Annotated in this window: 25 protein-coding genes and 1 pseudogene; 17 read left to right on the top strand and 9 right to left on the bottom strand. The window is 65.5% G+C overall.

The genetic code is table 11. The features are described from left to right. Position 1 precedes the first annotated feature (1 nt). The 5 genes from AC50YM_RS10195 to AC50YM_RS10175 all read left to right on the top strand — a co-directional run bounded on the left by AC50YM_RS10195 (position 2) and on the right by AC50YM_RS10175 (position 5069). Entirely contained in the window at positions 2–1180 is a 1179-nt protein-coding gene (locus tag AC50YM_RS10195; RefSeq protein ID WP_494956828.1) for an adenosine deaminase, read from the top strand. 228 nt (positions 1181–1408) lie between these two features. Further along, entirely contained in the window at positions 1409–2356 is a 948-nt protein-coding gene (locus AC50YM_RS10190; RefSeq protein WP_494956827.1) for a pullulanase X25 domain-containing protein, read from the top strand. Between the two features lie 265 nt (positions 2357–2621). Then, positions 2622–3503, top strand: coding sequence for an amidohydrolase family protein (locus AC50YM_RS10185; RefSeq protein ID WP_494956826.1), 882 nt, complete (start codon positions 2622–2624; stop codon positions 3501–3503). A gap of 98 nt (positions 3504–3601) precedes the next feature. After that, a complete protein-coding gene (locus tag AC50YM_RS10180; protein ID WP_494956854.1) occupies positions 3602–4138 on the top strand; it encodes an RNA polymerase sigma factor in 537 nt (178 codons plus the stop codon). Further along, a complete protein-coding gene (locus AC50YM_RS10175) occupies positions 4125–5069 on the top strand; it encodes a hypothetical protein (RefSeq protein ID WP_494956825.1) in 945 nt (314 codons plus the stop codon). The genes AC50YM_RS10180 and AC50YM_RS10175 overlap by 14 nt, the downstream gene beginning before the upstream one ends. Positions 5070–5370: 301 nt before the next feature. On the opposite strand, the gene AC50YM_RS10170 is transcribed toward AC50YM_RS10175, so the two are convergent. Together AC50YM_RS10170 and AC50YM_RS10165 are read right to left on the bottom strand one after the other, a co-directional pair. Next, positions 5371–5772 carry an alpha-amylase family glycosyl hydrolase gene (locus AC50YM_RS10170; RefSeq protein WP_494956853.1) on the bottom strand — a complete coding sequence of 134 codons (402 nt, stop codon included), beginning with the start codon at positions 5770–5772 and terminating at the stop codon, positions 5371–5373. A 329-nt stretch (positions 5773–6101) separates the two neighbouring features. Beyond that, the gene (locus AC50YM_RS10165) at positions 6102–7379 is read right to left on the bottom strand and encodes a mechanosensitive ion channel family protein (protein ID WP_494956824.1); all 1278 of its coding nucleotides are present in this window, start codon (positions 7377–7379) and stop codon (positions 6102–6104) included. A 189-nt stretch (positions 7380–7568) separates the two neighbouring features. On the opposite strand from AC50YM_RS10165, the gene AC50YM_RS10160 reads away from it, so the two are divergent. Both AC50YM_RS10160 and AC50YM_RS10155 read left to right on the top strand, forming a co-directional pair. Next, entirely contained in the window at positions 7569–8288 is a 720-nt protein-coding gene (locus AC50YM_RS10160) for a hypothetical protein (RefSeq protein ID WP_494956823.1), read from the top strand. A 61-nt stretch (positions 8289–8349) separates the two neighbouring features. Then, positions 8350–9072, top strand: coding sequence for a hypothetical protein (locus AC50YM_RS10155; protein ID WP_494956822.1), 723 nt, complete (start codon positions 8350–8352; stop codon positions 9070–9072). A 134-nt stretch (positions 9073–9206) separates the two neighbouring features. Here the strand turns inward: AC50YM_RS10155 and AC50YM_RS10150 are convergent, their stop codons facing one another. The 4 genes from AC50YM_RS10150 to AC50YM_RS10135 form a co-directional block, all read right to left on the bottom strand. Continuing rightward, positions 9207–9794, bottom strand: a complete 588-nt coding sequence (locus AC50YM_RS10150; protein WP_494956821.1) for a PASTA domain-containing protein — start codon at positions 9792–9794, stop codon at positions 9207–9209. Positions 9795–10027: 233 nt separating this feature from the next. Next, entirely contained in the window at positions 10028–11290 is a 1263-nt protein-coding gene (locus AC50YM_RS10145) for an ABC transporter permease (RefSeq protein WP_494956820.1), read from the bottom strand. A 4-nt stretch (positions 11291–11294) separates the two neighbouring features. Beyond that, positions 11295–12251 carry an ABC transporter ATP-binding protein gene (locus tag AC50YM_RS10140; RefSeq protein WP_494956819.1) on the bottom strand — a complete coding sequence of 319 codons (957 nt, stop codon included), beginning with the start codon at positions 12249–12251 and terminating at the stop codon, positions 11295–11297. Between the two features lie 54 nt (positions 12252–12305). Then, entirely contained in the window at positions 12306–12569 is a 264-nt protein-coding gene (locus AC50YM_RS10135) for a YegP family protein (RefSeq protein WP_494956818.1), read from the bottom strand. Between the two features lie 261 nt (positions 12570–12830). On the opposite strand from AC50YM_RS10135, the gene AC50YM_RS10130 reads away from it, so the two are divergent. Beyond that, positions 12831–13136, top strand: a complete 306-nt coding sequence (locus tag AC50YM_RS10130) for an acylphosphatase (protein ID WP_494956817.1) — start codon at positions 12831–12833, stop codon at positions 13134–13136. Between the two features lie 30 nt (positions 13137–13166). Here the strand turns inward: AC50YM_RS10130 and AC50YM_RS10125 are convergent. After that, positions 13167–14902, bottom strand: a pseudogene (locus tag AC50YM_RS10125) (RecQ family ATP-dependent DNA helicase). Positions 14903–15117: 215 nt separating this feature from the next. On the opposite strand from AC50YM_RS10125, the gene AC50YM_RS10120 reads away from it, so the two are divergent. From AC50YM_RS10120 to AC50YM_RS10090, 7 genes are all read left to right on the top strand, one after another. Beyond that, entirely contained in the window at positions 15118–16728 is a 1611-nt protein-coding gene (locus tag AC50YM_RS10120) for an HNH endonuclease (RefSeq protein WP_494956816.1), read from the top strand. 52 nt (positions 16729–16780) lie between these two features. Continuing rightward, positions 16781–17116: a cupin domain-containing protein gene (locus AC50YM_RS10115; protein ID WP_494956815.1), complete on the top strand. Its 336-nt coding sequence runs from the start codon at positions 16781–16783 to the stop codon at positions 17114–17116. A 174-nt stretch (positions 17117–17290) separates the two neighbouring features. Further along, a complete protein-coding gene (locus AC50YM_RS10110; RefSeq protein WP_494956814.1) occupies positions 17291–18631 on the top strand; it encodes an alpha-hydroxy acid oxidase in 1341 nt (446 codons plus the stop codon). Between the two features lie 15 nt (positions 18632–18646). After that, positions 18647–19555: an ABC transporter substrate-binding protein gene (locus AC50YM_RS10105; protein WP_494956813.1), complete on the top strand. Its 909-nt coding sequence runs from the start codon at positions 18647–18649 to the stop codon at positions 19553–19555. 6 nt (positions 19556–19561) lie between these two features. Beyond that, entirely contained in the window at positions 19562–20596 is a 1035-nt protein-coding gene (locus AC50YM_RS10100; RefSeq protein WP_494956812.1) for an amino acid ABC transporter permease, read from the top strand. After that, positions 20593–21360, top strand: a complete 768-nt coding sequence (locus AC50YM_RS10095; RefSeq protein WP_494956811.1) for an amino acid ABC transporter ATP-binding protein — start codon at positions 20593–20595, stop codon at positions 21358–21360. Before AC50YM_RS10100 ends, AC50YM_RS10095 begins: the two co-directional genes overlap by 4 nt. Further along, positions 21357–21998, top strand: coding sequence for a class I SAM-dependent methyltransferase (locus AC50YM_RS10090; RefSeq protein WP_494956810.1), 642 nt, complete (start codon positions 21357–21359; stop codon positions 21996–21998). Before AC50YM_RS10095 ends, AC50YM_RS10090 begins: the two co-directional genes overlap by 4 nt. A 91-nt stretch (positions 21999–22089) precedes the next feature. Here AC50YM_RS10090 and AC50YM_RS10085 read toward each other — a convergent pair whose 3' ends face one another. Together AC50YM_RS10085 and AC50YM_RS10080 are read right to left on the bottom strand one after the other, a co-directional pair. After that, positions 22090–22494: a hypothetical protein gene (locus AC50YM_RS10085; protein WP_494956809.1), complete on the bottom strand. Its 405-nt coding sequence runs from the start codon at positions 22492–22494 to the stop codon at positions 22090–22092. 119 nt (positions 22495–22613) lie between these two features. Then, positions 22614–23558: a TM2 domain-containing protein gene (locus tag AC50YM_RS10080; protein ID WP_494956808.1), complete on the bottom strand. Its 945-nt coding sequence runs from the start codon at positions 23556–23558 to the stop codon at positions 22614–22616. Between the two features lie 445 nt (positions 23559–24003). Here AC50YM_RS10080 and AC50YM_RS10075 point away from each other — a divergent pair, with 445 nt between their 5' ends. Together AC50YM_RS10075 and AC50YM_RS10070 are read left to right on the top strand one after the other, a co-directional pair. After that, positions 24004–24180: a hypothetical protein gene (locus AC50YM_RS10075; protein ID WP_494956807.1), complete on the top strand. Its 177-nt coding sequence runs from the start codon at positions 24004–24006 to the stop codon at positions 24178–24180. Between the two features lie 52 nt (positions 24181–24232). Continuing rightward, positions 24233–24670, top strand: a complete 438-nt coding sequence (locus AC50YM_RS10070; protein WP_494956806.1) for a DUF2510 domain-containing protein — start codon at positions 24233–24235, stop codon at positions 24668–24670. The last annotated feature ends 32 nt before the right edge of the window (positions 24671–24702 follow it).

Raw genomic sequence — 24702 nt, 5'->3', positions numbered from 1 at the left:
GATGGAAACTAACGACGGCGTCGCTGCCACCGAAGACGCTGCCACCGGCTTTGCCAACCAAGACGCCGGACCCGGCGTTCCTGCCACCGAAGTCGCCGCCCCCGGCGTTGCTGCCACCGAAGACGCCGGACCCGGCGGCCCGGCAACCGCCACACCCGTGGTTCCCGAGTTCGCCGAGGTTCCCGAAGCCGTCCACGCCCCGCTGCCGGTCGCGGAACTCCACCTGCATATCGAGGGAACCCTCGAACCCGAGCTGATCTTCGCCCTGGCGGAGCGCAACGGGATCCAGTTGCCGTACGCGGACCTGGATGAGCTGCGCTCCCGGTACGAATTCGCAGATCTGCAGTCCTTCCTGGACCTGTACTACGCCAACATGGCCGTGCTGCGGACCGAGCAGGACTTCGCCGACATGACCCGGGCCTACCTGTCCCGGGCCGTGCTCGCCGGCGTCCGGCACGCCGAGATCATGCTGGATCCGCAGGCGCACCTGTCCCGCGGTGTGTCCCTGGAAACCTGCGTGAACGGCGTGGCGTCGGTGCTGGCCGTTTCGGAGCAGGAGTTCGGGATCTCCACCCTGCTCATCGCCGCGTTCCTGCGCGACCTCTCCGAGGACTCCGCGCTGGAAGTGCTGGAGAAGCTGCTCGCGATGGACGCGCCGATCGCCGGGATCGGACTCGACTCGGCCGAGGTGGGCCACCCGCCGGCGAAATTCGAGCGGCTGTTCGCCCGGGCCAAGGACGCCGGGCTGCACCGGACCGCGCACGCCGGCGAGGAGGGCCCGCCGTCGTACATTATTGACGCCCTCGACATCCTGGAAGTGGAACGGATCGACCACGGCATCCGCTGCATGGAGGATCCCGAGCTGGTGGAACGGCTGGTCGACGAGCTCACCCCGCTGACCGTGTGCCCGCTGTCCAACGTCCGGCTCCGCGCCGTGGACACGCTGGCCGAGCACCCGCTGCCGGCGATGCTCGCGGCCGGGCTGAACGTGAGCGTGAACTCGGACGACCCGGCATATTTCGGCGGCTACGTGGATGACAACTTCGCGCAGCTGAAATCCGTGATCGGGCTGTCCGAGTTCGACCTGGTCCGGATGGCCGCGAACTCCATCCGTTCCTCCTTCGCGAGCGAGGAACGCAAGACCGAGCTGCTGGCCGAACTGGCGGCCTCCGGCCACTAAACCCAACCAACGCGGGGTCACTTCCAGCCCATCCGGTGCCTCCGGATGGGCTGGAAGTGACCCCGCGTTGCTTTGGCTACCCACGGGTAACCTGTCATCGGCCCCTCGCGGACCCCGGAATGCGGTGTAATAGTGGGTCACGACACACAGAGTTAACCTTTGCTACTCGCGGGAACCCATCCGTTCTTGGCAAAATGCAGGTGGATCAATTGCTTCTAGAGGAGACCCATGGGCGCGAACACTGCTGAAAACACCACCCGTCGACTGAAGGCTGTACTGGACGTTCTGGCAGAGGGGGTCTGGACGGATGAGAAGCTGAACGCCGGAGCCGTGCTGGGCGAGGCCATCGAACGCGTCCCGCTCAACGATTTTGAGCGCGAGCTGCTGAGCGGCGGAATTCCCCGCGGCCATAAAACACTGACCACCGCCACCGCGCGTCTGGTCAAGGCCGGCTGGCTGGTCAAGGGCCGTTCGGGCTGGACGATCACCGAGGACGGCCAGCGGGCCACCGTCGCGTTCGCTGACCCCTCCGCTTTCGCCGCAGCGCTCGACGCCGGAACTCCCGTTCCTGCCGACACGCCCCTGCCGTCGGAGCCGGTCCTGAGGCCGGCTGCGAAGACCGCTCCGCAGGCCGCCACGGTTGCCGGGAAGATCGCCGGCAAGGCTGCCAAGCTCGTCGAAGAGGCCGTCGCGCCCGTCGCCAAGGCGGTCCGCAAGCGCAAGGCGGCCGACAAGGCCGCACCGGCAGCAGCCACCACAGCGCCTGCCGCCTCCGCCCCGAAGAGTGAATCGCCGGCGGTTGATGCCCTGGCCGCCGCCAGTTCCCCCAACGGTGCCGCCACCCCCGAGGCCCCCGCCACCAGTGAGGAAACCATCGACCAGCCGGAGGCAGTCGCCGTCGCGGGCGATTTCAACATCCTGCTGGGCGCACCGGCCAACTGGGCGCCGCAGTACGACGAATCCCAGATGGAGCTCGATCTGGTCGATCAGCTCTGGAAGCTCGCGGCGGATCTTCCGGCCGGTACCTACAGCTTCAAGATCGCGCTCAACCGCTCCTGGGACGAGAACTTCGGCGCCTACGGTGCCTTCGACGGCCCGAACCACGAGGTGCGCCACTCCGGCGGCCTGCTGGTCATCCACTACGACCACCGGACCCGCGACATCGTCCTGCCGTAGCAAGCCCTGCGACGCTCGTTTTTCCGGGCGTCACGCCAAGGACCCCTCGATGCCTGAATGCCGGCGTCGAGGGGTCCTTTGTGCGCCAGGGGTACTGTCGATCTCCTGGAGCCCAAAGTGTGTGGTTCCGCCATGAGCGGCCCCGATGGATAGGCTCATGGGCCCCACGCTCCTGACGGTACACGGCGAGTAGATTGTTAGCATCCGCTGATGTTTGAGGGGCCAAGCGGGTCAGCGAACCGAGCACGTTGGGCAGGGGATTCGAATGAACCGGCCGCACCGCATTGACACTCACCAGCACATCATTCCGCCGGGGTATGCACGATGGATGCGCGAGAAGGGCATCCGCCCAGGTGGCCTGAGCCTGCCGTCGTGGTCGGAGCGCTCCGCGCTGAAGTTCATGGACGGGAACGACGTGCAGACGGGCATCTTGTCCCTCTCCACGCCCGGCGTCTACTTTGGGGACGCGCTGGAGGCGCGGCGATGGGCGCGGGAGGTCAATGAGTACAGCGCAGAGGTGGTGGCCGGTCGGCCGGATCGATTCGGGTTCTTCGCGACACTCACGTTGCCGGATGTGGAGGGCGCCCTGACGGAGGCCGCTTACGCGCTGGACAACCTGCACCGCCGCCGGGCCGTTGTCTTCATTCACCCTGCCGAGCTTCCCGGTCCGGCGGTGCCGGGCATCCCCAGCTTCGCCGCGGATTTCCTGCTTGACACCACCCGCGCCGCTATCAGCTTGATCCTGTCCGGTGCGATGGAGAAGTACTCGGGAATCAAGTTCATCCTGGCCCACGCAGGCGGCTTCGTGCCGTACATCGCCTTCAGGATCCTGCTCACGATGCTTAACGATGGAGACCTGGCCCTGCGCGCGTTGGTAGCGCTGACAGATGAGAAACAATCCATCCTGCGGCAGTTCTACTACGACCTCGCCCTGTCCGCGAGCCCGGCGACGCTGCCCACACTGCTCAAAGTCGCTGACCCCCGCCGCATCACCCACGGCACTGACTTCCCGTTCGCGCCGTCGATGGCGATCGGGCTGTTGAACAGGCAGTACGAGAACTACCCGCTGGAGCAATCCCTGCGGGCCGCGATAGACCGCAGCAACTCCGAGGCCCTGTTTCCCCGGCTCAAGCTCAGCAATCCATAAGATTCCGCGCCCATTGCTGTAAGAATTCGCCGGTTCGCGGAAATATGAGGGGTGTCTGGGAATCCCAACTTCTCAATGAGCGAGGGCAGGGCAGCGTGATGTTATTGCAGCGGGAAGCCGAGTTCATCTCCCTTCATGTTGCCCAGTACGAGCGCGTCCTGCACTACGTACTCCGCCGAATCGGCGACCTCGAAGTTGCCAGGGATCTCACGGCGGAAGTCTTCCGCATCGCCTGGCAAAAGTCGGAGGATGAGCCCACCACCGAGGTGGCATGGCTGTTTGCTGTGGCGCGGAATGTCATCGGGAACGAATATCGCGGCAGGCGACGCAGACGCGAGTTGATCCTTAAGCTCATCGAGGGTGTCCGCGCGGCAGCCGAACCCGCCGGGGGCGATGTCGAGTCCGCGGTGGCAGAAACGCTGGGCAAGCTCAAGCCAAGTCACCGGGAGATTCTCATGCTGCATTTCTGGGACAGACTTTCCACCGCTGAGATGGCGGCTTGCCTTGGATGCACCGAAAACAGCGTTGGAGTTCGTCTTTATCGGGCCAAGCGCGCATTCGCAGCGGCCATGCCCGAACAACTCAAAGCTGGCCACACAGAAAAGGCAGGGGAGCACTTCCATGGACAGGATTGACGTACTGCTGGACTCGGCGAATCCCGTGCGGCCCTCAATCGCTCCGCGGGTGAATGCCCGTGCTGAGTTACGCGCGGCACTCGATGCCGCGCCCGCCGTGGACGCCGCAGGGCCGGACTTTGTCGGCGGCGGGGGAAACCGGGTTCCTGGAAGCCTCGGGGGACGGAGGCCTTGGGCTGTGGCGGTGGCGGTGGCCGTGTTGTCCGCACTGGTAATCGGCGCCGTCGTACTGACCCAGGTCCTCGCCTCGCTGCAACCCTCACAGCCCGCAATCTCACCCTCACCGAGCGTTAGCAGCAATGTCACCGGCACGGGCGAGTGGCGGGTGCTGCGAGTGTCCACGACAGAGACAGGCGGAGCGGCCGGACCGCAGATCCAGCTTGAATTGGCACCCGGCTTCATAATAAGCAGCGACGTGCCCAACGAAAGCTACGACTCCATGTCCATCAGGATCGTGCGGGACTCGGCACCCCAAGGTGTTCTTGCACAGATCTATTACGGGAAGGTGATGCCGCAGCGCGATCCGCAGGCGTGCATTGCTAGGCCGGAGGACTATGTGGAGTTGGACAGCGTCCCGGTTGACCTGCCCTTCAACGCGCAAGCCCCGGGAACAACGTCTCCACGCTTCGTCTACCGCGTTGTGACAGGACCGTCGTTGAAGGCTTCCCTTGGGATTACATCGCAGCCGCCCGGAACTTCAGTGGACGGGTGCACAGAATTCCATCACGTTGAATCCCTTCCCGGTGGAACCATGCTCATCGTGTCAGACCACTTCCAGTTCAGCGGAAGCGCCGCTGGCTGGTTGTCGACCTCGACGACTTCGCTGACCCCAACCTTCGCATCGCTCGAAGAGGCCAGGGCATTCATGGCGACGGACGAATACCTGAGGTACAAACGGATGCTGACCTCCGTGCGCATCCTCCCGCAGTAGGGACTCTGCGGAAGCGCCCGACGGCCAGCGGCTGAACCTAGAACCGTGTCGGGTCCGGCCGCGGCGGGACCGGGCCGGGATCGGGAATCGGCAGCGGCCCGGGTGCGGGGAACGGCCCGGGTGCGGGACCAGGCTCCGGAATCGGCGCCGGCGCCGGGATCGGTCCGGGCTCAGGCGGGAACGGGTCCCCGGGCTGCGGCTCAGGGGTGGTCGGCCCGGGTTCCGGCGGAAACGGCTCGGGTCCGGGTGGCGGTGGGATGGTCATGTCAGGCTCCCTCACTCATCGTTGAACGTGTGTTACTCAGGGTTGCTGCTCCGCAGGCTGCCGGTGCGGCCGCGCCGCCCCGGCGCGCAGGACCTTCAACTCCCACGGCCTGAGATGCAGACGGGGCACGGCGGCATCGGCCGGGTAGTTGCCCAGCACCAGCAGCCGGGTCCCGGGCAGCGACCGGACAGAGGCGTAGACGTGCTCGTCCCGCGGCAGGAGCATCGTGGAGTCGCCGTGCGCGACGATGGGATCGGTGTGCCGCAGCGCGATCACCTTTCGGTAGAAGCTGTACACCGAGTCGGGGTCGTCGACCTGCGCGGCGGCATTGATGTGGTTGGCGCTGGGGTTGACCGCAATCCAGCGGGCTCCGGTGGTGAAGCCGGCGTGCCGCGACGTGTCCCATTGGACCGGGGTGCGCGCGTTGTCGCGGTTCAGTGGTGCCAGCGCAGCGACGACGTCGGCAACCGCACAGGTCCCCGATGCCGTCCCCGTTGGAATCGGCGAAACTGCGGGGATAAATCTGATAGACGACGGCGCTCCGGAACCACTCGCGGGCGGGAGGCTGAAGGGATTCGTCAGTCGGCTGTTGTACCGTCATGGGACTCCTCAGCTGGTCCAGCGGGCTCCGCGGCGCCAGCTCCGTCGCTGAGGCCCCACCGTGATTATTGAACAGTTCCCGCAGACAGGGAAGACCCCGCCGTTGCTATGTGCACCGCGCCGGGCCATGCAGGGGAGCCTGCCCGGCCCGGCGGGCTGCAAACACGCTAGTCTTTCGCGGCGATGCTCTTGTCGCGGTCCTCGAAGACTTCCTCGCCCGGGCCGGTGAAGGCCCGTGAACGCTGGATCGCCTCGATCGAGCCGGTGAACAGCTGGGAGTCGTGCGGATCGGCCGGGTGCCGGCGGTTTTCGTCCGCGGCGGAGACCTTGCCCGGCTGGCCGGCCGCCCGCTTCGCCGAGGTCGTGGACGTCCCGGACGTGCGGGATGCATCGTCCCCAGCGGAACCCAGCGTTTCGAGCCGGACCCGGGGGAGCGCCGTCGGGTGTTCCTGCTGCAGGAACAGCACCAGCTCCTCGCGGATCAGGCAACGGAGGTCAAAAAGTGTGGCGCTGTCGGCGGCGCTGACCAGGATGCGGACCCGGACGAAGCCCGCGGTCGCGTCGGTGATCTGCAGGATGCCGACCCGCTCGTCCCAGAGCTCGGTGCCGGCCAGGACCCGCTTGAGCTCGGCGCGCATGTCCTCGACCGGGGCACGCCAGTCGAGATCGAACTCCACCGTGCCCATGACCTCGGACTGCCGCCGGGTCCAGTTCTCAAACGGGGTGGTGGTGAAATACGTGGAGGGCAGGATCAGCCGCCGGTCGTCCCAGATGTGGACCACCACGTAGGTCAGGGTGATCTCCTCGATCCGGCCCCATTCCTTCTGCACCACCACCACATCGTCCACCCGGATCGCATCCGTGAAAGCGAGCTGGATGCCGGCGAAGACGTTGACCAGCGACGTCTGCGCGGCGAGGCCGGCCACGATCGAGATCACGCCGGCCGAGGCGAGCAGCCCGGCGCCGAGGGCCTGGATCGCCGGAAAGGTCAGCATGGCGATGCCCAGCGCCACGATGACGATCAGGGCGACGCCGATCCGCCGGGCGAGGATCACCTGGGTCCGGAGCCTGCGGGCCCGGCGGTTGTCCGCCACGTCCGTCCGGTAGCGGGTGAGCAGCATGGTCTCGATGATCAGGAGCACCGCGATGGCCAGCCACGCCAGGGACCCGATCAGCGCGATCTGCAGCGCGTGGTCCGCCGTGCCGCTCCATCCGGCCTCGTCCGTGGTCAGGCCCAGGGCGATCCGGACCCCGATCAGGCAGAGCGCGAAGCGCAGCGGCAGCCGCGCCACCCGGGAAGTCTCGCGGAGGGCCGGCTGGTTGCGGTTGAGCCTGAGCACAATCCGGCGCACCAGCCAGGACGCGAGGAGCCCGCCGGCCACCGCGAGGGCAATGGCGAGGACGGGGGCCAGATACGGCAGGGCGGGATCAAAGACGTCTTGCATTACTTAAGCTCTAGCAAGCTTCCGCCGCCAACCGAAATCCTCACGGGACAACGTGGGAAGCCTCACGGCGGGCGAACCTGCGGCCGCCGGCCGGACACGACAGGACGCCAAGGGTCCTAAGGCCCTAGTTTCCTCACGGAAACCTCCGAGAATTGTCCAACCAGCCGATTTTCCCAGGGGGAGGGTGCCATGGGCCGCGCCACGTCAGTCGCCACAGCCGTTTCCGCTTTCTGCGCAGCGGTGATTCTCGCCGGATGTGGGTCGCCGGCACCGGCCCCCGCCACCAGTTCCCCGCCGGCCACATCGAGCCAGTCCGCGACGGCGAGCGCGTCGCCGGGCGCCACCCCCTCACCGGCCGTCCCGGCGGGCTGGAAGACGTTCACGACGTCGGACGGCTCACTGGCGTTCGACTACCCGGAGTCGTGGACCATCAAGGACCCGGCCGGAGAGCCGGCCGAGGGCGGCGTCTTTGTTGAGCTGGTGAGTGACTACGGCAAGACGATGGCGACCCTGCGGACGAACATGGTCACGGGTGCCGAGTGCACCGCGAAGCTGCCGTTCATGCAGTACGACACCGAACCCGTCCCCGCGCTGACCCAGGGCGGCGCGACGCCGCGCTTCGTCTACGAGGGCCGGACCGGCCCGGCCTCGGATGATCCGGCGGGGTCGCTCAGCCTGGCCTACGGCATCACCACCGCGCCGGAACCCACCGGGGACACTGCCTGCCCGATCTTCCACTTCTTCACCTGGCCGCCCAGCGGCGCAATGTTCGGCGGAGTCTATGACCCGTTTGACACTGTTCCGGGAGCCCCCACGAATGTGGACACCCCCGAGGTCTACAAGGACACCGCCGAGTACAAATACGTCAAGCAGGCAATCACGTCACTGCGGCCGGTCGGAAAGCCATGACGTGAGGAGGCCGGCGGTTTCACCCGGCACGCGGCGCCCAGGCGCCGGCCGGGGAACCGCTGTGGGCCTCTCCCTCAGCTCGGCGTTGTTGCTGGCCTCCTGCAGCCTGTCGCAGTCCCCGCCGGCCGGAACCGCCGAACCGGGCAGCTCGTTGCCATCCTCTCCGACGCCGGCCGGGCCGCCGGCGTCGGAGGGGCCGTCGCCGGGCTGGAAGACCTTCACGACGCACGCCGGGGACTTGTCGTTCGATTACCCGGCCGGCTGGACGGTCAACGACCCCGGCGGGGCGCTCGCCGGAGAGTTCGTGGACGTGCTGAACGCCGCGGGGAAACCGATGGCGGGGTTGCGGACCAACATCGTTACCGGGGCGGTATGCGCCGACAAGATCCCTGCGGAGGTTTACGATTCCGAGCCGATGCTGGCCCTGGCCGAAGACGGCGGAGGCGACGGCGGGGTGCCCCGCTACGTCTTCGAATCCCGCGGAGAGGACACGTCCGCCGTGGCTACCCAGTCCACCATCGCCGCCTACGGCATCACCATGGTCCCCGAAGGGCCCGGCGACACCGCGTGCCCGATGTTCCACCTGTTCCTGTGGCCGCCCAGCGGTGCGTTCTTCGGCGGGACGTACAACCCGGAGAACAACGACACCCCGGGGGACCCGTCGCTCCCCTATCTGGAGAAGGTCAAACTCTATGCCGCGACCCCGGAATACGAGGAAATCCGGACGATGATCACCTCGCTGCGGCCGGCGGGCGGCACCGCAGGCGTGACGGCCGGAAAGTAGCAGGGGCACCGGCGCGCTGGACTTTGTCCCTGTGGCCGGACGCGGCCCAGATGGAGCTGGCGCAGCACGCGGAACGCGACCGGCACGTGCCGGACGCGTTCCGCGCAAAACCGGACGCCAAGGTCCCGGCGGCCCTAGTTCCGGATGCCCCCGTGGCCCCTGCACGCGCCCTGTCGCGTGGTCCCCGGCCAGACGTAGCCGTCCTTGCAGATGATTGTGCCGCCGACGTTTGGGGGCGCGGGCGCGGGGGCGACCGGGGCCACCGGGGCCTTCGGAGCAACCGGGGCGACGGGGGCCTTCGGGGCGACCGGCGGGACTACGACCGGCGGGGCAACTGGGGCCACCAACGTTACTGGGGCTGGCGGCGTCGGAGTGGGGGTCGGTGTTTCCTTGGCAATTTGCCGGACCCCCAGCTTCACGGTAGAGCCCCTGGTGAGCTCCGCACCGTCGCCGGGATCCTGGGTGACGACCTCCCAGTTCTTCTTCAGGACGATCATCTTGTCGTCCTCGATATCCTTAGCCTCAACCTCCAGCCCGAGGTCCTTCAGCTGGTCCGTAGCCGTGTCCAGATTCAGCCCGATGACCGCGGGGACTTTGATGGTCGCTGCCGAAGTGACGGCCGCTGCTGCGGTCGCTGTCGGGGTTTTTGCGGGTACCGTGCTGCTGCCGCAGCCGGTCAGCATGAGGCCGGCAAGCATGACCGTGGCAAGTGTTTTTCTCAATGTATCCCCCAGTTGTGGCGGGTCCAGGACGTGGCCCGCTCGATCATAAGATACCAGCGCTTCCAGTGATGATTGACATTACAACTTAAAGTGAAATTGGACCCCGGGAGTATGTCTTTCTGTTTGGGGGTGGCAGCCGAATTATGCGTCGCGAACGCGATCGCCGGGATTGCACCCCGAGTGGCAGCACCCCCGCCGCCGTGACAGCGCTACCAGGGTGGCCGGGACAGCGCTCAGCGGTCCGCCGCCGAAGGCTCGCCGGCAACAGGATGCTGCCGCGCCCGGGCCCGCAGCGCATTCCGGACGTTGACCTTCGAGGTGTAGGAGATGGAACCGTACTGGAAGAGCCGCACGGCCAGGCGGAGCATCACCGCGGCCCCCACGTAGAGGATGACGATCACAATGCCGGCCTCGAGCAGGCTCAGGGAGCCGAAGCCGTTACGCAGCAGGGCTGTCACCGGTGCCGAGAACGGGAAAAACGTGAAGATCTGCACGATCACGGACTGCGGATCGGAGACCACCAGGGCCACGGCGTAAAACGGCACAAAGATCAGCGCCATCATCACGCCCATGAAGTTTCCGGCCTCTTTCGCGGTCGGCATCACGGCTCCGATCGCCACGAGGGTGGTCGTGAACAGGGCGAAGCCACCGACCAGGATCAGCAGGCCAACGGTCATCCGGACCGGATCCAGGATCAGCGGAGGCAGGTCCAGGGACGCGAGACTGAGCTCCGCGGGAAAGTACAGCCGGGCGATCACGATGGGGGAAAGGAAGACGAGCATCTGCACCAGCCCGATCGCGAACAGCGCAATCACTTTGCCCGCGATGAGCGTCGTCGGTTTGAGCGTGGTCAGGATCATTTCGGTGACGCGGTTTTCCTTCTCCTCCAACGTGGAGTTGAGCATTTGCCCGGCCAGCAGCACGATCAGCCCGTAGAAAATGACCAGGAAGATCAGCGGCGGAATCACCGAGCCCAGGCCACCGGATTCCTTGGCGCCGTCATAGGTGATGGTCTCGATCTTCACGCGGCCGGCGTCGAGCGCGGACAACTGGGGTGACCCGATCTTCTGCTCGACGGCGTGCGTCAGCATGGCCTGCGCGACGGCGGCATACTTGCCGTTCTCGAAAATCCCGGTGTCCGCACCGTAGACGTGCACGGCCGTGGTTTCGGGGTGCGGGGGGTAATTGAAGTAGGCGTCAACGGTGCCGGACTGCACGGCCCGGATTCCGGCGTCGGGGGAGTCGGCGGGGGTCGCCCCGTAGAGGACGGCGTCCTGTGCGGTGATCAGTCCGGACGCGTCCGTGTAGGAGATGCTGAACTGGGCGTTTTTCTGCGCCTCGGCGGCTGTGTCCGTGGTGGTGTTGCTGAGGAAGATCAGCCCGAAAACCACTGCCATGATGATCGGCACCGACAGGGTTCCGATCCAGAACCGGGCTTTGGTCACGGTGCGGATGAACTCGAAGCTGACGACGGTGCCCAGATTGTGCTGCGCCACGGAGCTACCTTCCTTCCCGCTGCCCGGACGGTGCGGCGGCGGCAGTCCCGGGAGGGGCTGGCGTGTTCTGGTCACCGTAGACCCGGATGAAGATGTCCTCGAGGGAGATCTTGGTGGTGGTGAAGCTCCGGACCGTCACCCCGGCGTCGACCAGGTCCTTGAGGATGATGGCCTCGTCGGTCGCATCGGTGACGGAGAGCTCCGAGTAGTTGGTGTCCTCGAGCAGCACCTCATAATGCGGGGAGCGGGGCAGTGGGCCGCTGTGCCTGATCCGGATGATGCGGCCGCCGTACTTGTTCTGCACCTCGTCAATGGTGCCGTAGGCCTCTGCGGTGCCGTCCTTGAGCAGGATCACACGGTCGCAGAGGCGCTCCACCTCTTCCATCTGGTGGGTCACCATCACCACGGTGGCGCCGCCCTGTTTCTGTTCCGCGATGATGTCCATCAGCAGGCGCCGGTTGACCGGGTCGAAGCCCTTCGTGGGTTCATCGAGGATCAGCAGCTCGGGATTGTTCATGATGGTGACACCGAGCTGGACCTTTTGCTGCTGGCCGCTGGACAGCTTGTCGAGCACCGCGGTGGCACGGTCCGCCAGCGCCACCCGGTCCAGGTACTGCATCGACCACTGCTTCGCGGCGCGACGCTTCATCCCTTTGAGCCGGCCGAAGTAGGTCATGACGTCGATGACCTTTTCCTTCTTATACAGCCCACGCTCTTCGGGAAGGTAGCCCAGTCTGTCGCCGTGCTCGGGTTTGAAGTCCCGGCCGTTGATGTGGAGCACGCCGGCGGTGGGCTCGTAGATGCCGAGCAGGGCCCGGATGGTTGTGGTCTTGCCGGAGCCGTTGCTGCCGAGGAAACCGAACGTCTCGCCGGCGTGCACGTCGAAGGAGAGGTCGCGGATCACCGTGGTGTCGCCGAAGTCCATCCGGAAGCCGCTGATGTGGACCCGTGCCTCGTCCATTGCGGCTCCCGAAAGTGCCGGGCTGTGCGCCCGGGGTCTTACTCGCTAGCCCGCCTACACGGCGGGGAAATGCCGGTGCCTGCGTTGGGCCGGCGTTGGCAGGCCCGCCCTGGTCCGTCCGGTGCCGCCCCAGGCGTTGGAGCGGGCCTCCTTGATCAGGCCGGTGCCGGCGCACTCGCGGACTGCCATGATGCCGTCGGCGGCGGACCGCTTGTCCTCAAAAGCCTTGGAAATCGCCAAGACCGTGCCGTCGGCGCCGAGGAGCCGGAATCGGACGTTGGCCTCAGCGTCCGTGAAGATTTCGAATTGTCCTGCCATCTTGTTGTCCTTTCGGGCAATGCAGCACAGCGGGAGGGTGAGGCACTTCCATGTGCCATGCCGTTTTCTCGACACGTCCCCGCGGCGCGTCAAACCATCGTTCCTGCTGGGGTGCGGGGAAAGTAAGGGGCAAAGGTCCCTATGTGGACAGCGCACGCTCCTCCCGGTGTGCTGTCCCTTGTTTCGCCGTTGTGTGCTCCCGTTGTGTGCTCCAACGTGCGCTCCGGTTGTCCGCTTTGCGCAGCGCGCTAGATTGGGAGCATGGCTGAGTTTCCGAAGGGCGATGCCGGCGAGTGGGTCCGGCTGACCGCGCGGGTGGACGGCGTGGTGCAGGCCGTTGGCTTCCGGTACTGGACGGTGCGCCAGGCCGAGGAACTGGGTCTGACCGGCAACGTTCGGAACAACGACGACGGGTCGGTGGGCATCCTGGCGGAGGGTCCGCAGTCTGTGGTGCTGGAGTTCCGGCGCTGGCTGCGCTCGCCGGAGGCACCGGGGCGGGTGGAGAACGTGCAGGAATCGATCTCCCGGGCGACCGGGGCGTTCAGTAACTTCCGGGTGGTGTACTGAGGGCCAGGCGCCCCGGGTCTGCTGGCCGCTTTATGCACGCGTGAGCAGACCGTGGCCCAGGACCGCTTTCCGGGACAACGTCCGGTAGCCCTCGCGGTCGAACAGCACGGTGATGAGGTCGCCGTCGTGCCCCACCACCAGTCCTGGGCCCAGAGGGCATGCTCCACACGGCAGTTCAGCGGGAATTCCCCGGAGCCCGCGGCAGGAGAGGCCGTGTCGGGAGCCCCGCCGGCGGACGCCCCGGCGTCGTGCCCGCCGTCGTCCTCCGGCAGCAGCGCGGTGCCGTCAGTGCAGTTGTCGCAGTTCCCGCAGGGCCCCGGCAGGTCCTCGCCGAAGTAGCCGAGCAGGAACTGCCGGCGGCAGCGGTGCGTCTCGGCGTAGCTGCGGATCATCGCGATGCGGGACTTGTCCACGCGCTCGCGGGCGGCGGCGAGTGCGACGGCGTGTTCCACCACCTGGGCGGGGTCCGCCGCTGGGTCGAGCCGGACGCCGTCGTGGTCTGAGGTGACGGCGCCGGTCTCCTGCAACTGGTTCAGCAGCCCGGTAATCCGCCGGGCCGGCCAGACGGTGCCTTTGGCCAATGCCCGGGACGGAACGGGCGCGCCCGCTGCGCGCAGCGCGGTGAGCACCGCCAGCAGCGCGGTCTTGTCGGGGGTGTGCGTGGCGAAGTAGCGCCGCAGCCCGAGATCCTCGGAACGGTAGTTCAGCACCGCGCCGGCGGGTTGTCCGTCCCGTCCGGCCCGGCCGATCTGCTGGTAGTAGCTGTCCAGCGACTCCGGAATGTCCGCGTGGATAACAAAGCGGACATCGGGTTTGTCGATCCCCATGCCGAACGCGGTGGTGGCGACCACCACGTCCAGGCCGCCCTCGAGGAACTGCTGGTGGACGAGTTCCCGCTCGCCGGGCGTGCGGCCGGCGTGATAGGCCGCCGCGCGAAGACCGTTCCGGGACAGCTTCGCGGCGTACTTCTCGGTGTCCTTCCGCTTGGCGGCGTACACCAGCCCGGGCCCGCCCTTCCCGGTGACCAGCTCGGTGACCTGCCGGACCACGGCCCGGCGTTTCTCCTTGTCCTCGTGGTGGCGGAGGACGTCCAGCCTGATGTTGGGCCGGTCGAAGCCGTGGACCAGGACCAGGGCGCGGTCCATGCCGAGGCGGTGCAGGATTTCCTCGCGCACCGGGGGAGATGCGGTGGCTGTGAGCGCGGCGGTGGTCGGGTTGCCCAGGCGCTCGCGGACCTCGCCGAGCCGCAGGTAGTCAGGCCGGAAGTCGTGGCCCCAAGACGAGACGCAGTGCGCCTCGTCCACCACGAAAAGGGCGACGTTGAGCGCCGCGATCCGTTCCACCGTGCTCGGCTTGGCCAGCTGCTCGGGGGCAAGGAAGAGGAACGCCGCCTCGCCAGTCTTTACGGCCTGCCAGGCACGCTCCTGGTCCGCGGCGCTGTGCGAGGAATTGACCGCGACGGCGGCGCCTGGCCCCGCGGCTTCCCGTAGCCCGTCCAGCTGGTCCACCTGCAGGGAAATCAGCGGGGACACGACGACGGTGGGCCGCTGGTGCCGGCGGTGCAGCAGGAGCGCGGGGACCTGGTAGATGGCCGACTTTCCGTAGCCGGTGGGCATCACGGCGAGGACGTCCCGGCCGGCGGTGAGGGCCCGCATCCCGGTGAGCTGGCCGTCGCGGAGCTGGGTGAGGCCAAGGGTGAGGGCCGCGAGCCGGCGGAGGTCGGCCTCGTCGTCCGAAGCGTCATTCGCGGCGAGGGCCTCGGTCATGGGTGCAGCTCCGGTGCGACGGTGTGGGGTGAGGCGGGGCAGGCAGGTGCCTGCGTTAATTTCAGGTTATCCCCGAATGACTGATCGGAGCCTCTCGGCGCTTGGATGCCGGGGCACGTCCGGCGAAAACCCGCCCGATGTTGATTTGGATATCCCCGGAATAAACAGGACGCAAGAGTCAGGTGATATCGGAAGTTGACGCCTAGGCTAGCCACATGGCTCAATCAGAGTATGTGAAAAGATTTGATGAATCGGCTTTATGGGTCTCCAAAATGCTTCCGCAAGTCGATTTCGAGACTGGCGAGATGGAGTACAAGAAAGCATATGCAACCGAACTAAGCCACGTGCGAAACGCATTGCTGGCTGATAGTGACGAATGGAAAGCCTTGTTTGTGGCTTCGTTCCGGAAGTCCAACCTCCTGGACTGGCGCTATGGCGACGAACTCATTCGCGCGACACTTCTGAACCCCGAGGGTGTCGGAGCGTTGCTCAAGCTCCTATGGCGCGGGGGACTTAATGCGGCCACGTTTAATAGGTTTGTAACGGAGCTACGGCAGCTCAGCGATGTATTCAGCGTAGGTATCGGGACGGCGATTGCTTCCGTGATGCTCATGGCGCTGGGGGCCGAGGATTACCCGCCATATCGCACCGAGGCCGTGAGTCGCTTCTGGAAAACGGTGCGGTGGCCTACTCCGGACACGAATGCCACTCCGCACGAAACGTATGCGAGCTTTCGAAGGTCTCTGACCACGTTTCAGAGGGCCGCCACAACCCGAGGCTTGGGTGTTCCCGACCTACTCACCGCACAAGGACTCATGTGGCTGATTGTTGAATGGGATCCACGTACACTCTTGCCCGCCGGACAGATTGAAACTTTTCGAGCCTGGCGTGGGGACAGCTACAAGGGCGGGGAGAGTGAGGATCCCCGACAAACGGAAGCTCGAGCTCACATTTTCAGACGTCTTTCCGACGATGCGGAGGGATTCTTCTCCAAGGATTTCCTTCTGAACTTCGACGTCAACGGAGAAACCCTTCCGCTACTCGATGAAAACATCGGCGCCAGCATGCCGGTTGGATTCGAAGCCCCGATCAGCATCGTAATGCCGACAGCAGTGGCATCTTCATTTGGTACAGAAATCAACGCCCAAGGAATTGTCCAGTATCCAAGGAAGAGCAAACTACTGAAGCACCCACGAGACCAGGCTCTTCTGGCAGCGATCACTAAGCGCGCGCCGCTTGTGTTGCTGGTCGCTGATCTAGAGGGCACTTACCAAGCGATATTTCCCGTATTCGTCCAGCGGTATGCCGGAAAAGTGGAAGCATTTGAGCTGGATCTGAATTCTGTTGACATCCACTTAGCCGGTGACATTGCCCCGGAGCATAGCCGTTCATGGACGACCAGTACCGTCCGTCAACGGGTACATCAGCGTGCATTCCGTCGAGACGTGCTTCGCGCCTACGGGGGCCGATGCGCTGTGTGTGGTCTAGGCGTCAACGAATTAGTCGACGCCGCGCACATCATTCCAGACCGGGACGAATTCGGGATCGCCTCTGCAGTGAACGGGCTCGTACTCTGCAAAACACATCACGCCGCGTTCGACGCCGGGTTGTTAGGCATACGCGAGGACCTGACGGTTGGGATTGCTGACGAAATAATGTTGGCGGATTCGGACGATGCCGCCTACATAGTGCTGCGAAGGTTTCACGACCAGAAGTTGCAGGTTATTCCCTCGGCGCCGGGATACGGTCCTTCGGCAGACTCGTTGAGATGGTCCTGGAAGAACTTCAAAGCCAGGAACCGGAGTGAAGCCCCACCTTGGCCCTGACGGGGGCCAAGGGCCCTCGGCAGCGGCTGCGTTTCTGGGTAGGGTGGGCCGCATGCAGAAGATATCGCTCGATGCCCTAGCCCGTCAGCAGCTCACGGCTGCGCTGGCGGCACCCAGCGGCCGGGCCGCGGATACCGCGTTTGGTGGCCATGAGAAGACGCTCCGCCAGACGGTGATGGCGTTCCGGGCCGGGACGCGGCTCAGCGAACACCAGAATCCCGGCGAAGCCACCGTCTTTGTGCTCCGCGGCTGCGTCCGGCTCCGTGCCGGCGAGGAATCCTGGCAGGGTAAGGCCGGGGACCTGCTGATTGTGCCGGATGGGTTGCACAGCCTGGAAGCGGAAGAGGACTCGGCGATCCTGATGACCGTCGCGAAGATCAAGACCTGACGGCACGGCCGCGGCCGTGGCGGGGACGCTGCGGTGGGGCCCTCCGGCGTGTCACGTCGATGGGACGGTCCCGGAGGGGTGGATGGGCCAGAATCGTCTGATCGGGACCGGCGATCGCAGCGGCTGCTGTCTCCGCTCAACCGTAACGCTCGCACGCAGTGGAAGGCCGTCCCCTTGAAAATCAGCGAAGCCAGGCAGCTCATCCAGGTCAAAGCCCCCGTCCTGTCCCGGCGCCGCCGGGTGCTGGCCAACGCGTTCAATGTGGAGGAATACCGGAAATCGGCGCAGCGGGTCCTCCCGGCCGGGATCTTCGACTACCTCGACGGCGGCTCCGAGGACGAAGTGACGCTCCGCCGCAACCGTGCGGTCTTCGATTCCTGGGCGCTGATGCCCAGCTGGGGCCCGGTCACCGGACCCGATACCAGCACGGCCATCCTCGGGAAAACCAGTGCCCTGCCCCTGACCCTGACGCCCACCGGAGCCACCCGGCTGTTCCATCCCGAGGGCGAACTGGCCGTCGCGGCCGCCGCCGACCGGGCGAACATCCCCTACGGACTCGCCGGACTGAGCACCGTGCCGATGGAAACCATCGCCGTGGACCACCCGGACCTGGACCGCTGGTTCAACTTCGGGCTCACCTCCGACGCCCAGGCGATGAAGGACAAACTGGCGCGCTGCGAAGCCGCCGGATTCACCACACTGATTGTCGGCGTCGACACCCGTGCCCTGGGCGCCCGGGAACGTGACCTGCACAACGGCTTCACGGCACCGCCGGCGCTGACGCTGTCCACCATCGCGGACATCGCCCGGCGGCCGTCCTGGTGGATCAACTTCCTGAAGTCGGACGGCATCAGTTTCCCGAACCTGGACCCGCGCAGTCCAGCGGCCACCTCCGTGGTCACCCCGTCCATGTGGCAGCACATCCTCGGCCACTCGGATGCGACCAGCGGCTGGAACGAACTGGAGGCCCTGCGGCAGGCCTGGCCCGGCAAGATCGTGCTCAAAGGCTGCGTCAACCCGGCCGACGTCGAAAAGGCCGCCCGGATCGGACTGGATGCCGTCCAGCTCAGCAACCACGGCGGCCGCCAGCTCGACCACATGTTGAGCCCGATGGATGTGCTGCAGGAATCCCGCCAGCGGGTGGGCGACTCGCTGGAGATCTACGTGGACTCGGGCATCCGCCGGGGCAGCGACATCCTCAAGGCGCTGGCGCTGGGTGCCGATGCCTGCTCGATCGGCCGGGCCTACCTGTACGGACTGGTCGCGGCGGGGTCTCCCGGCGTCGGGCGCATCATCGAGATTTTCGCCGATGAGCTGCGGCGTACCATGACGTTAGTGGGCGTTTCCAGCGTTGCGGAGGTGAAGGCCCGGGGCGGCGAAATTCTGCGGGACATCCGGCATTCCGGGGAAATCCGTGAATCAACAGCGTCAGGCAACACGCACGAACGAGTTCTGAGCTTGCAGGCACCTGGTGCCTTCCTCCCGCAGACTTGCGGGAACCAAGGGACACTCTGAACAACTAAGGAAACCATGCGCACTCGATACGCCCTCCCCGTTCTCACCCTGGCGACAGCGCTCGCGCTCTCCGGCTGCGTCGACAACAGCACCCCGGCCGCCACCGGCGGGGCCTCCGGAACCGGAACAGCCGACGCCATCGCGGTCAAGAAGAATGACGCCATAGCCGCGATGCTTCCGGCGAAGATCAAGAGCGCGGGGGTGCTCAACGTCGGCATGGCCAACAACTACCCGCCCAACGAGTTCAAGGACGACAATGGCAACCCGGCAGGCTGGTCAGTGGACCTGACCAACGCCCTGGGCCAGGTCATGGGCCTGAAGGTCAACTTCGACATCGGCACCTTCGACAACATCCTCCCCGCCGTCCGCGCCGGGAAGGACGACATGGGCATGTCCTCCTTCACCGACACCCTGGAACGCGAGAAGCAGGTCGACTTCGTCAACTACTACTCCGCCGGAATCCAGTGGGCCGCCCCCAAGGGCAAGACCGTCGACCCCAACAACGCCTGCGGGCTCAAGGTCGCCGTCCAGGCCACCACCTATGAGGACACTCACGAAGTGCCCGCCAAGTCGAAGGCCTGCACCGACGCCGGCAAGCCGGCCATCACCATCTTCAAGTACGACGCGCAGGACCAGGCGACCAACGCCCTCGTGGTCGGCCAGGTCGACGCGATGAGCGCCGATTCACCCGTAACCCTCTACGCGATCTCCAAGACCAAGGACAAGCTGCAGACCGCCGGCGACGCCTTCGAAGTGGCACCATACGGCATCCCCGTCGCCCAGGGCAGCGAATTCACGCCGGTCCTGCAGAAGGCGCTCCAGACGCTGATCGACGACGGCACCTACACCAAGATCCTGTCCAAGTGGGGCGTCGAAGCCGGCGGAGTCAAGACGGCGGACCTCAACGTGGCAGCCAAGGGCTGACCGCAGATGAGCGAGCCGGAACCGGGCCGGATGACTGAGGCGGAACCCGGCAGGACGCCGGAAGCCGGTATCAAGCCGCGGGCCGGCAGCAGACGGCACGACGACGATGCACCGCCGGAAGCGATCGTCGCGATCCCGTTGCGCCACCCCTGGCGGAACGTGGTGGCGGTGCTCCTCGTCCTCGGCCTGGCGGTGTTTGTGCTCGACGCCGCCCAGCGCCAGGATTATGGCTGGGCGGACGTGGGCAAGTACATCTTCGACCGCCGGATCAGCCAGGCGGCGTGGGTGACGCTGTGGCTGACCATCTACGCGATGATCGGTGCCATCGTGCTCGGCCTGCTGCTGGCCATCATGCGCCTCTCGCCAAACCCGGTGCTGAAGAGCATTGCCTGGCTGTACATCTGGATCTTCCGCGGCACCCCGGTCTACGTGCAGCTGGTCTTCTGGGGCATCGTGTCCCTGATCTACCCGGTGTTCACGCTGGGCATCCCGTTTATGGAGCCGTGGGCCACCATCCCGAATGAGGTCTTCACCAACCTCTTCATCACCGCCGTGATCGGGCTGGCCCTGAACGAGGCCGCCTACATGTCCGAAATCGTGCGGGCCGGCCTGCTGTCCGTGGACACGGGCCAGGAGGAAGCCTCGACGGCGCTGGCGATGTCCTGGGGCCAGACCATGCGGTACGTGGTGGTTCCCCAGGCCATGAAGATCATCATTCCGCCCACCGGCAACGAGGTGATCTCGATGCTCAAGACCACCTCCCTGGTGGCGGCCATCCCGCTGAGTATCGACCTCTACGGCGTGTCCCGGGGTATTTCCGCCGTGACGTTCACGCCGGTGCCGCTGCTGATTGTGGCCTCCCTCTGGTACCTGCTGTTCACCTCCATCCTGATGGTGGGCCAGCACTTCATTGAAAAGCGGTTCTCCCGGGGAACCGGACGGATCAAGACGGGCAAGGAACCGTCGACGCCGGGACCGGAGACTGCGGTCCCCGGCACGCCCGCCGCACCGATCGGCACAGACTTTGGAGGAAAAGGATGACGGACGTGCCGATGGTGCTTGCCGAGCGGGTCTCCAAGAATTTCGGCACCAACAAGGTCCTGCGCGGGATCAGCCTGGAAGTCGATCCCGGGGAGGTGCTCTGTATTGTGGGGCCCAGCGGTTCGGGCAAGTCGACGTTCCTGCGCTGCATCAACCACCTGGAACGGGTCGACGGTGGCCGGCTCTCGGTCGATGGGCAGTTGGTGGGATACCGGCAGAAGGGCGACAAGCTCTACGAACTCAAGCTCAAGGAAGCAGCCCTCCAGCGCCAGGAAATCGGAATGGTGTTCCAGCGGTTCAACCTGTTTCCGCACCTGACCGCGGTCGAGAACATCACGCTGGCCCCCATCAAGGTGAAGGGTCTGTCCAAGGCCAAAGCCACCGCCCGGGCCATTGAACTGCTGGACCGCGTTGGTCTGGGGGACAAGGGCGATGCCTACCCGGCGCACCTCTCGGGCGGGCAGCAGCAGCGCGTGGCCATCGCCCGTGCGCTGGCCATGGACCCGAAGCTGATGCTCTTCGACGAGCCCACCAGTGCCCTGGACCCGGAACTCGTGGGCGAGGTCCTCGACGTGATGAAGGAACTGGCCAAGAGCGGCATGACCATGATCGTGGTGACCCATGAGATGGGGTTCGCCCGCGAAGTGGCGGACACGCTGGTCTTTATGGACGAAGGCGTAGTGGTGGAGGCCGGCCCGCCCCGGCAGATCCTGAGCGATCCGCAGCACGACCGGACCAAGGCGTTCCTCTCCAAGGTCCTGTGACACCGGAAGCCGGGCGCGCGGCGGAGGGGGCCGGCGCCGGCCGCGACACCGGCAGTGCAATCTGGGCGGACTACAACGCGGCCCAGGCGGCCCGGCCCGTGCGCCCCCTCTGCCTCGACGCGATGGCTTTCGCCGGTCCGGGGCACGGCCGCCGTGCCCTCGACCTGGGCTGCGGCGCCGGAAAGGAAACGCTGGCGTTGCTGGCCGATGGCTGGCGGGTGCACGCCGTGGACTCGCTGCCGGACACCCGGGAGCGGCTGCTCGGGATCGCTCCGGCGGAGATGGTAAGCCGGCTCAGCATCGAGGTACGGCCCTTCCAGGAGCTCCGGACACTTCCGGACGCGGACCTGATCTTCGCCGGCTATTCGCTCCCGTTCATCCACCCGGATCACTTCGAACGCTTCTGGCAGCTGATACTGAATGCCCTCCAGACCCGGGGCATCGTGGCGGTAAACCTGTTCGGCGAGCGGGACTCCTGGGCGGACGTCCCCGAATGGAACTTCCACACCGAGGCGGAGGCCCGGCAACTCTTCGACGGGCTGGAGATCCTGAAGTTCGAGGTGTACGACGACGACGGGCAGTCGTTCCGCGGTCCCAAGCACTGGCACATCTTCGACGTCATCGCCCGCAAACCGTGAGTCGCTGAACGCAATACGGCAATACGGCAATACGGCAATTCGCGGCACCGACGCTGACAAAGCTAGCCAGTCCGCGCCGGTGCCCGACGCTCTACTTTGTAACGTGGACGACGACTGCCTTTTCTACTGACTGTTCCACTCCGGCGTTGTCGATGCCTGTTACGGTCCAGTTGCTGAGCAAAAGGACCGTCTTGCCTGTGTCCGCATTGTAGACGACTTTCTTAAAGCCAAGAGCCGTCAGATCGTCATCCAACGCTTCGGCGTTCGTCCCTGGCACGACTGCAGGAATCACAGCGGTCAGGGGCGTTGCTGGAGGCGCCGGCGGAGCTGCCACAGGGGCCGCAGCAGCGGCCGTTACCGGGGCGGCTGTGACTGTCGCTGTAACGGTTGCCATTGCGGTTTGAGTGACCGTCGGGGCGGCCTGCGGCGCGGTTCCCCCTCCGCAACCGGACAGTGTCAAACAGAGGACGCCACCTAGGACTAGTGCTTTCTTCATTTCTCCCCATTCACATATCTGTAATTTGCTGTGACCTCGTCGACGAGGGAACAACCTTCGAACGCGAACCCGGGCTCCGGTGACAAAGTCGCCGGAGCCCGGGTTCGCGAAGCAGCTGACTACGGAGTGACTTGAACCCGAGCCGCTTCCTGCAGCAGCGGAGTCGTGACGATCACGGTTGACGTACCAGGCTTGATATCAAAGGCAACCTTGCCGCGCGCCTTGTCGCCGACAGGTACCTCGCCCGAGCCGAGCTGATCATCAATGGCCAGTTCAGTGTTTGCGGATCGGCCGTCGGCATCCTTGGCCTTGAAGTACAGCGGGTTGCTGGACGTCTCGCCCTTGTCGGTTTCCCAAAGAACGTCCAGGATCAAGTAGCCGCCGTTCGTCGCCGGGGTTGCCAGCGGGCCCGTGGACGCAGCGGGTCCGTAGGATGCCGAGACGATGGTGATCCGTGCGACGTTTCCGTTGCCCATGTCAGCAGTGAATGGCTCGCCGACTTTGGCCCCGGTGGCAGCTGCAGCCGCATTCGTGTCAGCGGGAGCGGCGGAGGCAGCAGTTGTCGTGGCCGGGGTTGCGGCCGGCGTCAACGACGGAGCAGGCCGCGTAGCGTTGAAGATGAAGCCGAGCACCATGACGACCCCAGTGACGATCAAGGCGACCTTTTTGTGCTGGTCGTAACCGGCAAGCTTGTAACCGCGTTTGTCCGTCTGCTTGTTGGTGAGAAGGAGGATCAGGTCCACAAGAACCCAGATACCGGCGCCGCCTGCCGTGATGAGCTTGAGGATGCCAGTGCCGACCTTGCCCAAGTAGAAGCGATCAACACCAAAGACGCCGACGATCAGCGACAGAAGCCAAGCCGTCAGGAAAGACTTGCTCCCGACGGCGGACTGATTTCCGGGCTGCTGTCCCTGAAAAGCGCCGGGGGCCCCCGGGTAAGCTGCGGGAGCCCCCGGGTAGGGTGCCGGGGCGCCCGGGTAGGCTGCGGTGGCGCCCGGGTAGGGGGCAGGGGCCGGCGGGTAGTCTGCCTTTGGACCGACGGGAGGGGGTGTTGGCTGGCTCATTGAGACCCTTTCATGGGCAGCCCTGTGGCGGGCAACTGTGGATGCGTGTTGGATGCAGTGCGAAGTAACTGGCAACTTGGCCAATTGTGGGGGCGACATTTGCCCTGGGAGCAGACGGGACCGCTCGCGGAATTAGCGCGCCAAGAAAGGCATCTATGCCCATTTTCCCCCAAAGCAAATGTGCGGTATCGCCGCACGTTCAGAGAATACACAGAAAATTGGCGGGGCCGTCGACTTTGACTCGATATTAAGCGGAATGGCCGCCCTGTGACCGGTGGTTGCCCCCGGCGGCGTTTGAATCACAAAGTTCCTGAATGGCTGAATCGCCTGAAGAGTTGGGACAAAGTCCAAGTCAGCCGAACCTCGGCGATTCAGCGTTCGAGCAACAGAACAGCTGTGGCCCGCAGGCAACCCGGCAATATAAATCTCGGAATGGACGGTCCCGATGGGCAAGATGAAGGGAAACCGCCACAACACGGCGGCAAATGTCGGAACGTTTATCGCCGGCCGTCAGCAACTAAACGTGCAGCGGACGCTAATGGAACAAAATGCCGTCCAAGCGGAACTGGCCGCAGCGCAGCTTGCTCACATGCGGCACCAGCAACTCACCGCGGAGTACTAGCGATTGTGCCAGTGGGCAGACGCGGAAGTCTCTGCAGGGCGTCTGAGTCAATGTGGGGGGTGCCCGGGCCGGTTGGTACAACGAGGGAAGTACCGCCCGCTATTGGGACGGAAGTGCGTGGACACACCACACCACGTCGCTGGACACTGCTCGGGAGTTGGTCAAACGACTAGCGGCCGAGAGCTACGCCAACAGCGCAGGTCCGACCCTCCCCGCCCACGAATCAAGTCCGGCCTCAATTCGGCCCCAAGCAGCTGTCGAATCGGCGACCCTGATACAGCCTCACATGGAGGAGCCGCCCGCGCCACCGATGCCGCCATCGGGCTGGTATCCGACCGGAGCGCCCGGTGTCCTTGGTTTCTGGGACGGCACCTCGTGGACGGGGCCAGACCCGGTCGGAATAGGTCAAATTCCGGTTACGAGAACGCTGGCCGGCCTTTCCGACCTTTGTTGCTGTTGCCGGAGACACCTCCTCAGCTTTTGTGTCTAGCCCGGGGTGGCACGTCACAGAGTTCCGGGTGC

It is taken from the genome of Pseudarthrobacter sp. RHLT1-30-1 (assembly GCF_059383415.1).
Note: the sequence above shows the minus strand (reverse complement) of the source record. Positions and strands in the feature narration are given on the sequence as shown.

Bases quoted from the DNA above. Each gene is read 5' to 3' on its own strand.
- AC50YM_RS10180 (WP_494956854.1), top strand. From the start codon at position 3,602: ATGTTATTGCAGCGGGAAGCCGAGTTCATCTCCCTTCATGTTGCCCAG.
- AC50YM_RS10075 (WP_494956807.1), top strand. From the start codon at position 24,004: ATGGGCAAGATGAAGGGAAACCGCCACAACACGGCGGCAAATGTCGGA.
- AC50YM_RS10080 (WP_494956808.1), bottom strand. From the start codon at position 23,558: ATGAGCCAGCCAACACCCCCTCCCGTCGGTCCAAAGGCAGACTACCCG.
- AC50YM_RS10100 (WP_494956812.1), top strand. From the start codon at position 19,562: ATGAGCGAGCCGGAACCGGGCCGGATGACTGAGGCGGAACCCGGCAGG.
- AC50YM_RS10135 (WP_494956818.1), bottom strand. From the start codon at position 12,569: ATGGCAGGACAATTCGAAATCTTCACGGACGCTGAGGCCAACGTCCGA.
- AC50YM_RS10175 (WP_494956825.1), top strand. From the start codon at position 4,125: ATGGACAGGATTGACGTACTGCTGGACTCGGCGAATCCCGTGCGGCCC.
- AC50YM_RS10140 (WP_494956819.1), bottom strand. From the start codon at position 12,251: ATGGACGAGGCACGGGTCCACATCAGCGGCTTCCGGATGGACTTCGGC.
- AC50YM_RS10085 (WP_494956809.1), bottom strand. From the start codon at position 22,494: ATGAAGAAAGCACTAGTCCTAGGTGGCGTCCTCTGTTTGACACTGTCC.
- AC50YM_RS10120 (WP_494956816.1), top strand. From the start codon at position 15,118: ATGGCTCAATCAGAGTATGTGAAAAGATTTGATGAATCGGCTTTATGG.
- AC50YM_RS10115 (WP_494956815.1), top strand. From the start codon at position 16,781: ATGCAGAAGATATCGCTCGATGCCCTAGCCCGTCAGCAGCTCACGGCT.
- AC50YM_RS10195 (WP_494956828.1), top strand. From the start codon at position 2: ATGGAAACTAACGACGGCGTCGCTGCCACCGAAGACGCTGCCACCGGC.
- AC50YM_RS10185 (WP_494956826.1), top strand. From the start codon at position 2,622: ATGAACCGGCCGCACCGCATTGACACTCACCAGCACATCATTCCGCCG.
- AC50YM_RS10130 (WP_494956817.1), top strand. From the start codon at position 12,831: ATGGCTGAGTTTCCGAAGGGCGATGCCGGCGAGTGGGTCCGGCTGACC.
- AC50YM_RS10165 (WP_494956824.1), bottom strand. From the start codon at position 7,379: ATGCAAGACGTCTTTGATCCCGCCCTGCCGTATCTGGCCCCCGTCCTC.
- AC50YM_RS10190 (WP_494956827.1), top strand. From the start codon at position 1,409: ATGGGCGCGAACACTGCTGAAAACACCACCCGTCGACTGAAGGCTGTA.
- AC50YM_RS10160 (WP_494956823.1), top strand. From the start codon at position 7,569: ATGGGCCGCGCCACGTCAGTCGCCACAGCCGTTTCCGCTTTCTGCGCA.
- AC50YM_RS10095 (WP_494956811.1), top strand. From the start codon at position 20,593: ATGACGGACGTGCCGATGGTGCTTGCCGAGCGGGTCTCCAAGAATTTC.
- AC50YM_RS10105 (WP_494956813.1), top strand. From the start codon at position 18,647: ATGCGCACTCGATACGCCCTCCCCGTTCTCACCCTGGCGACAGCGCTC.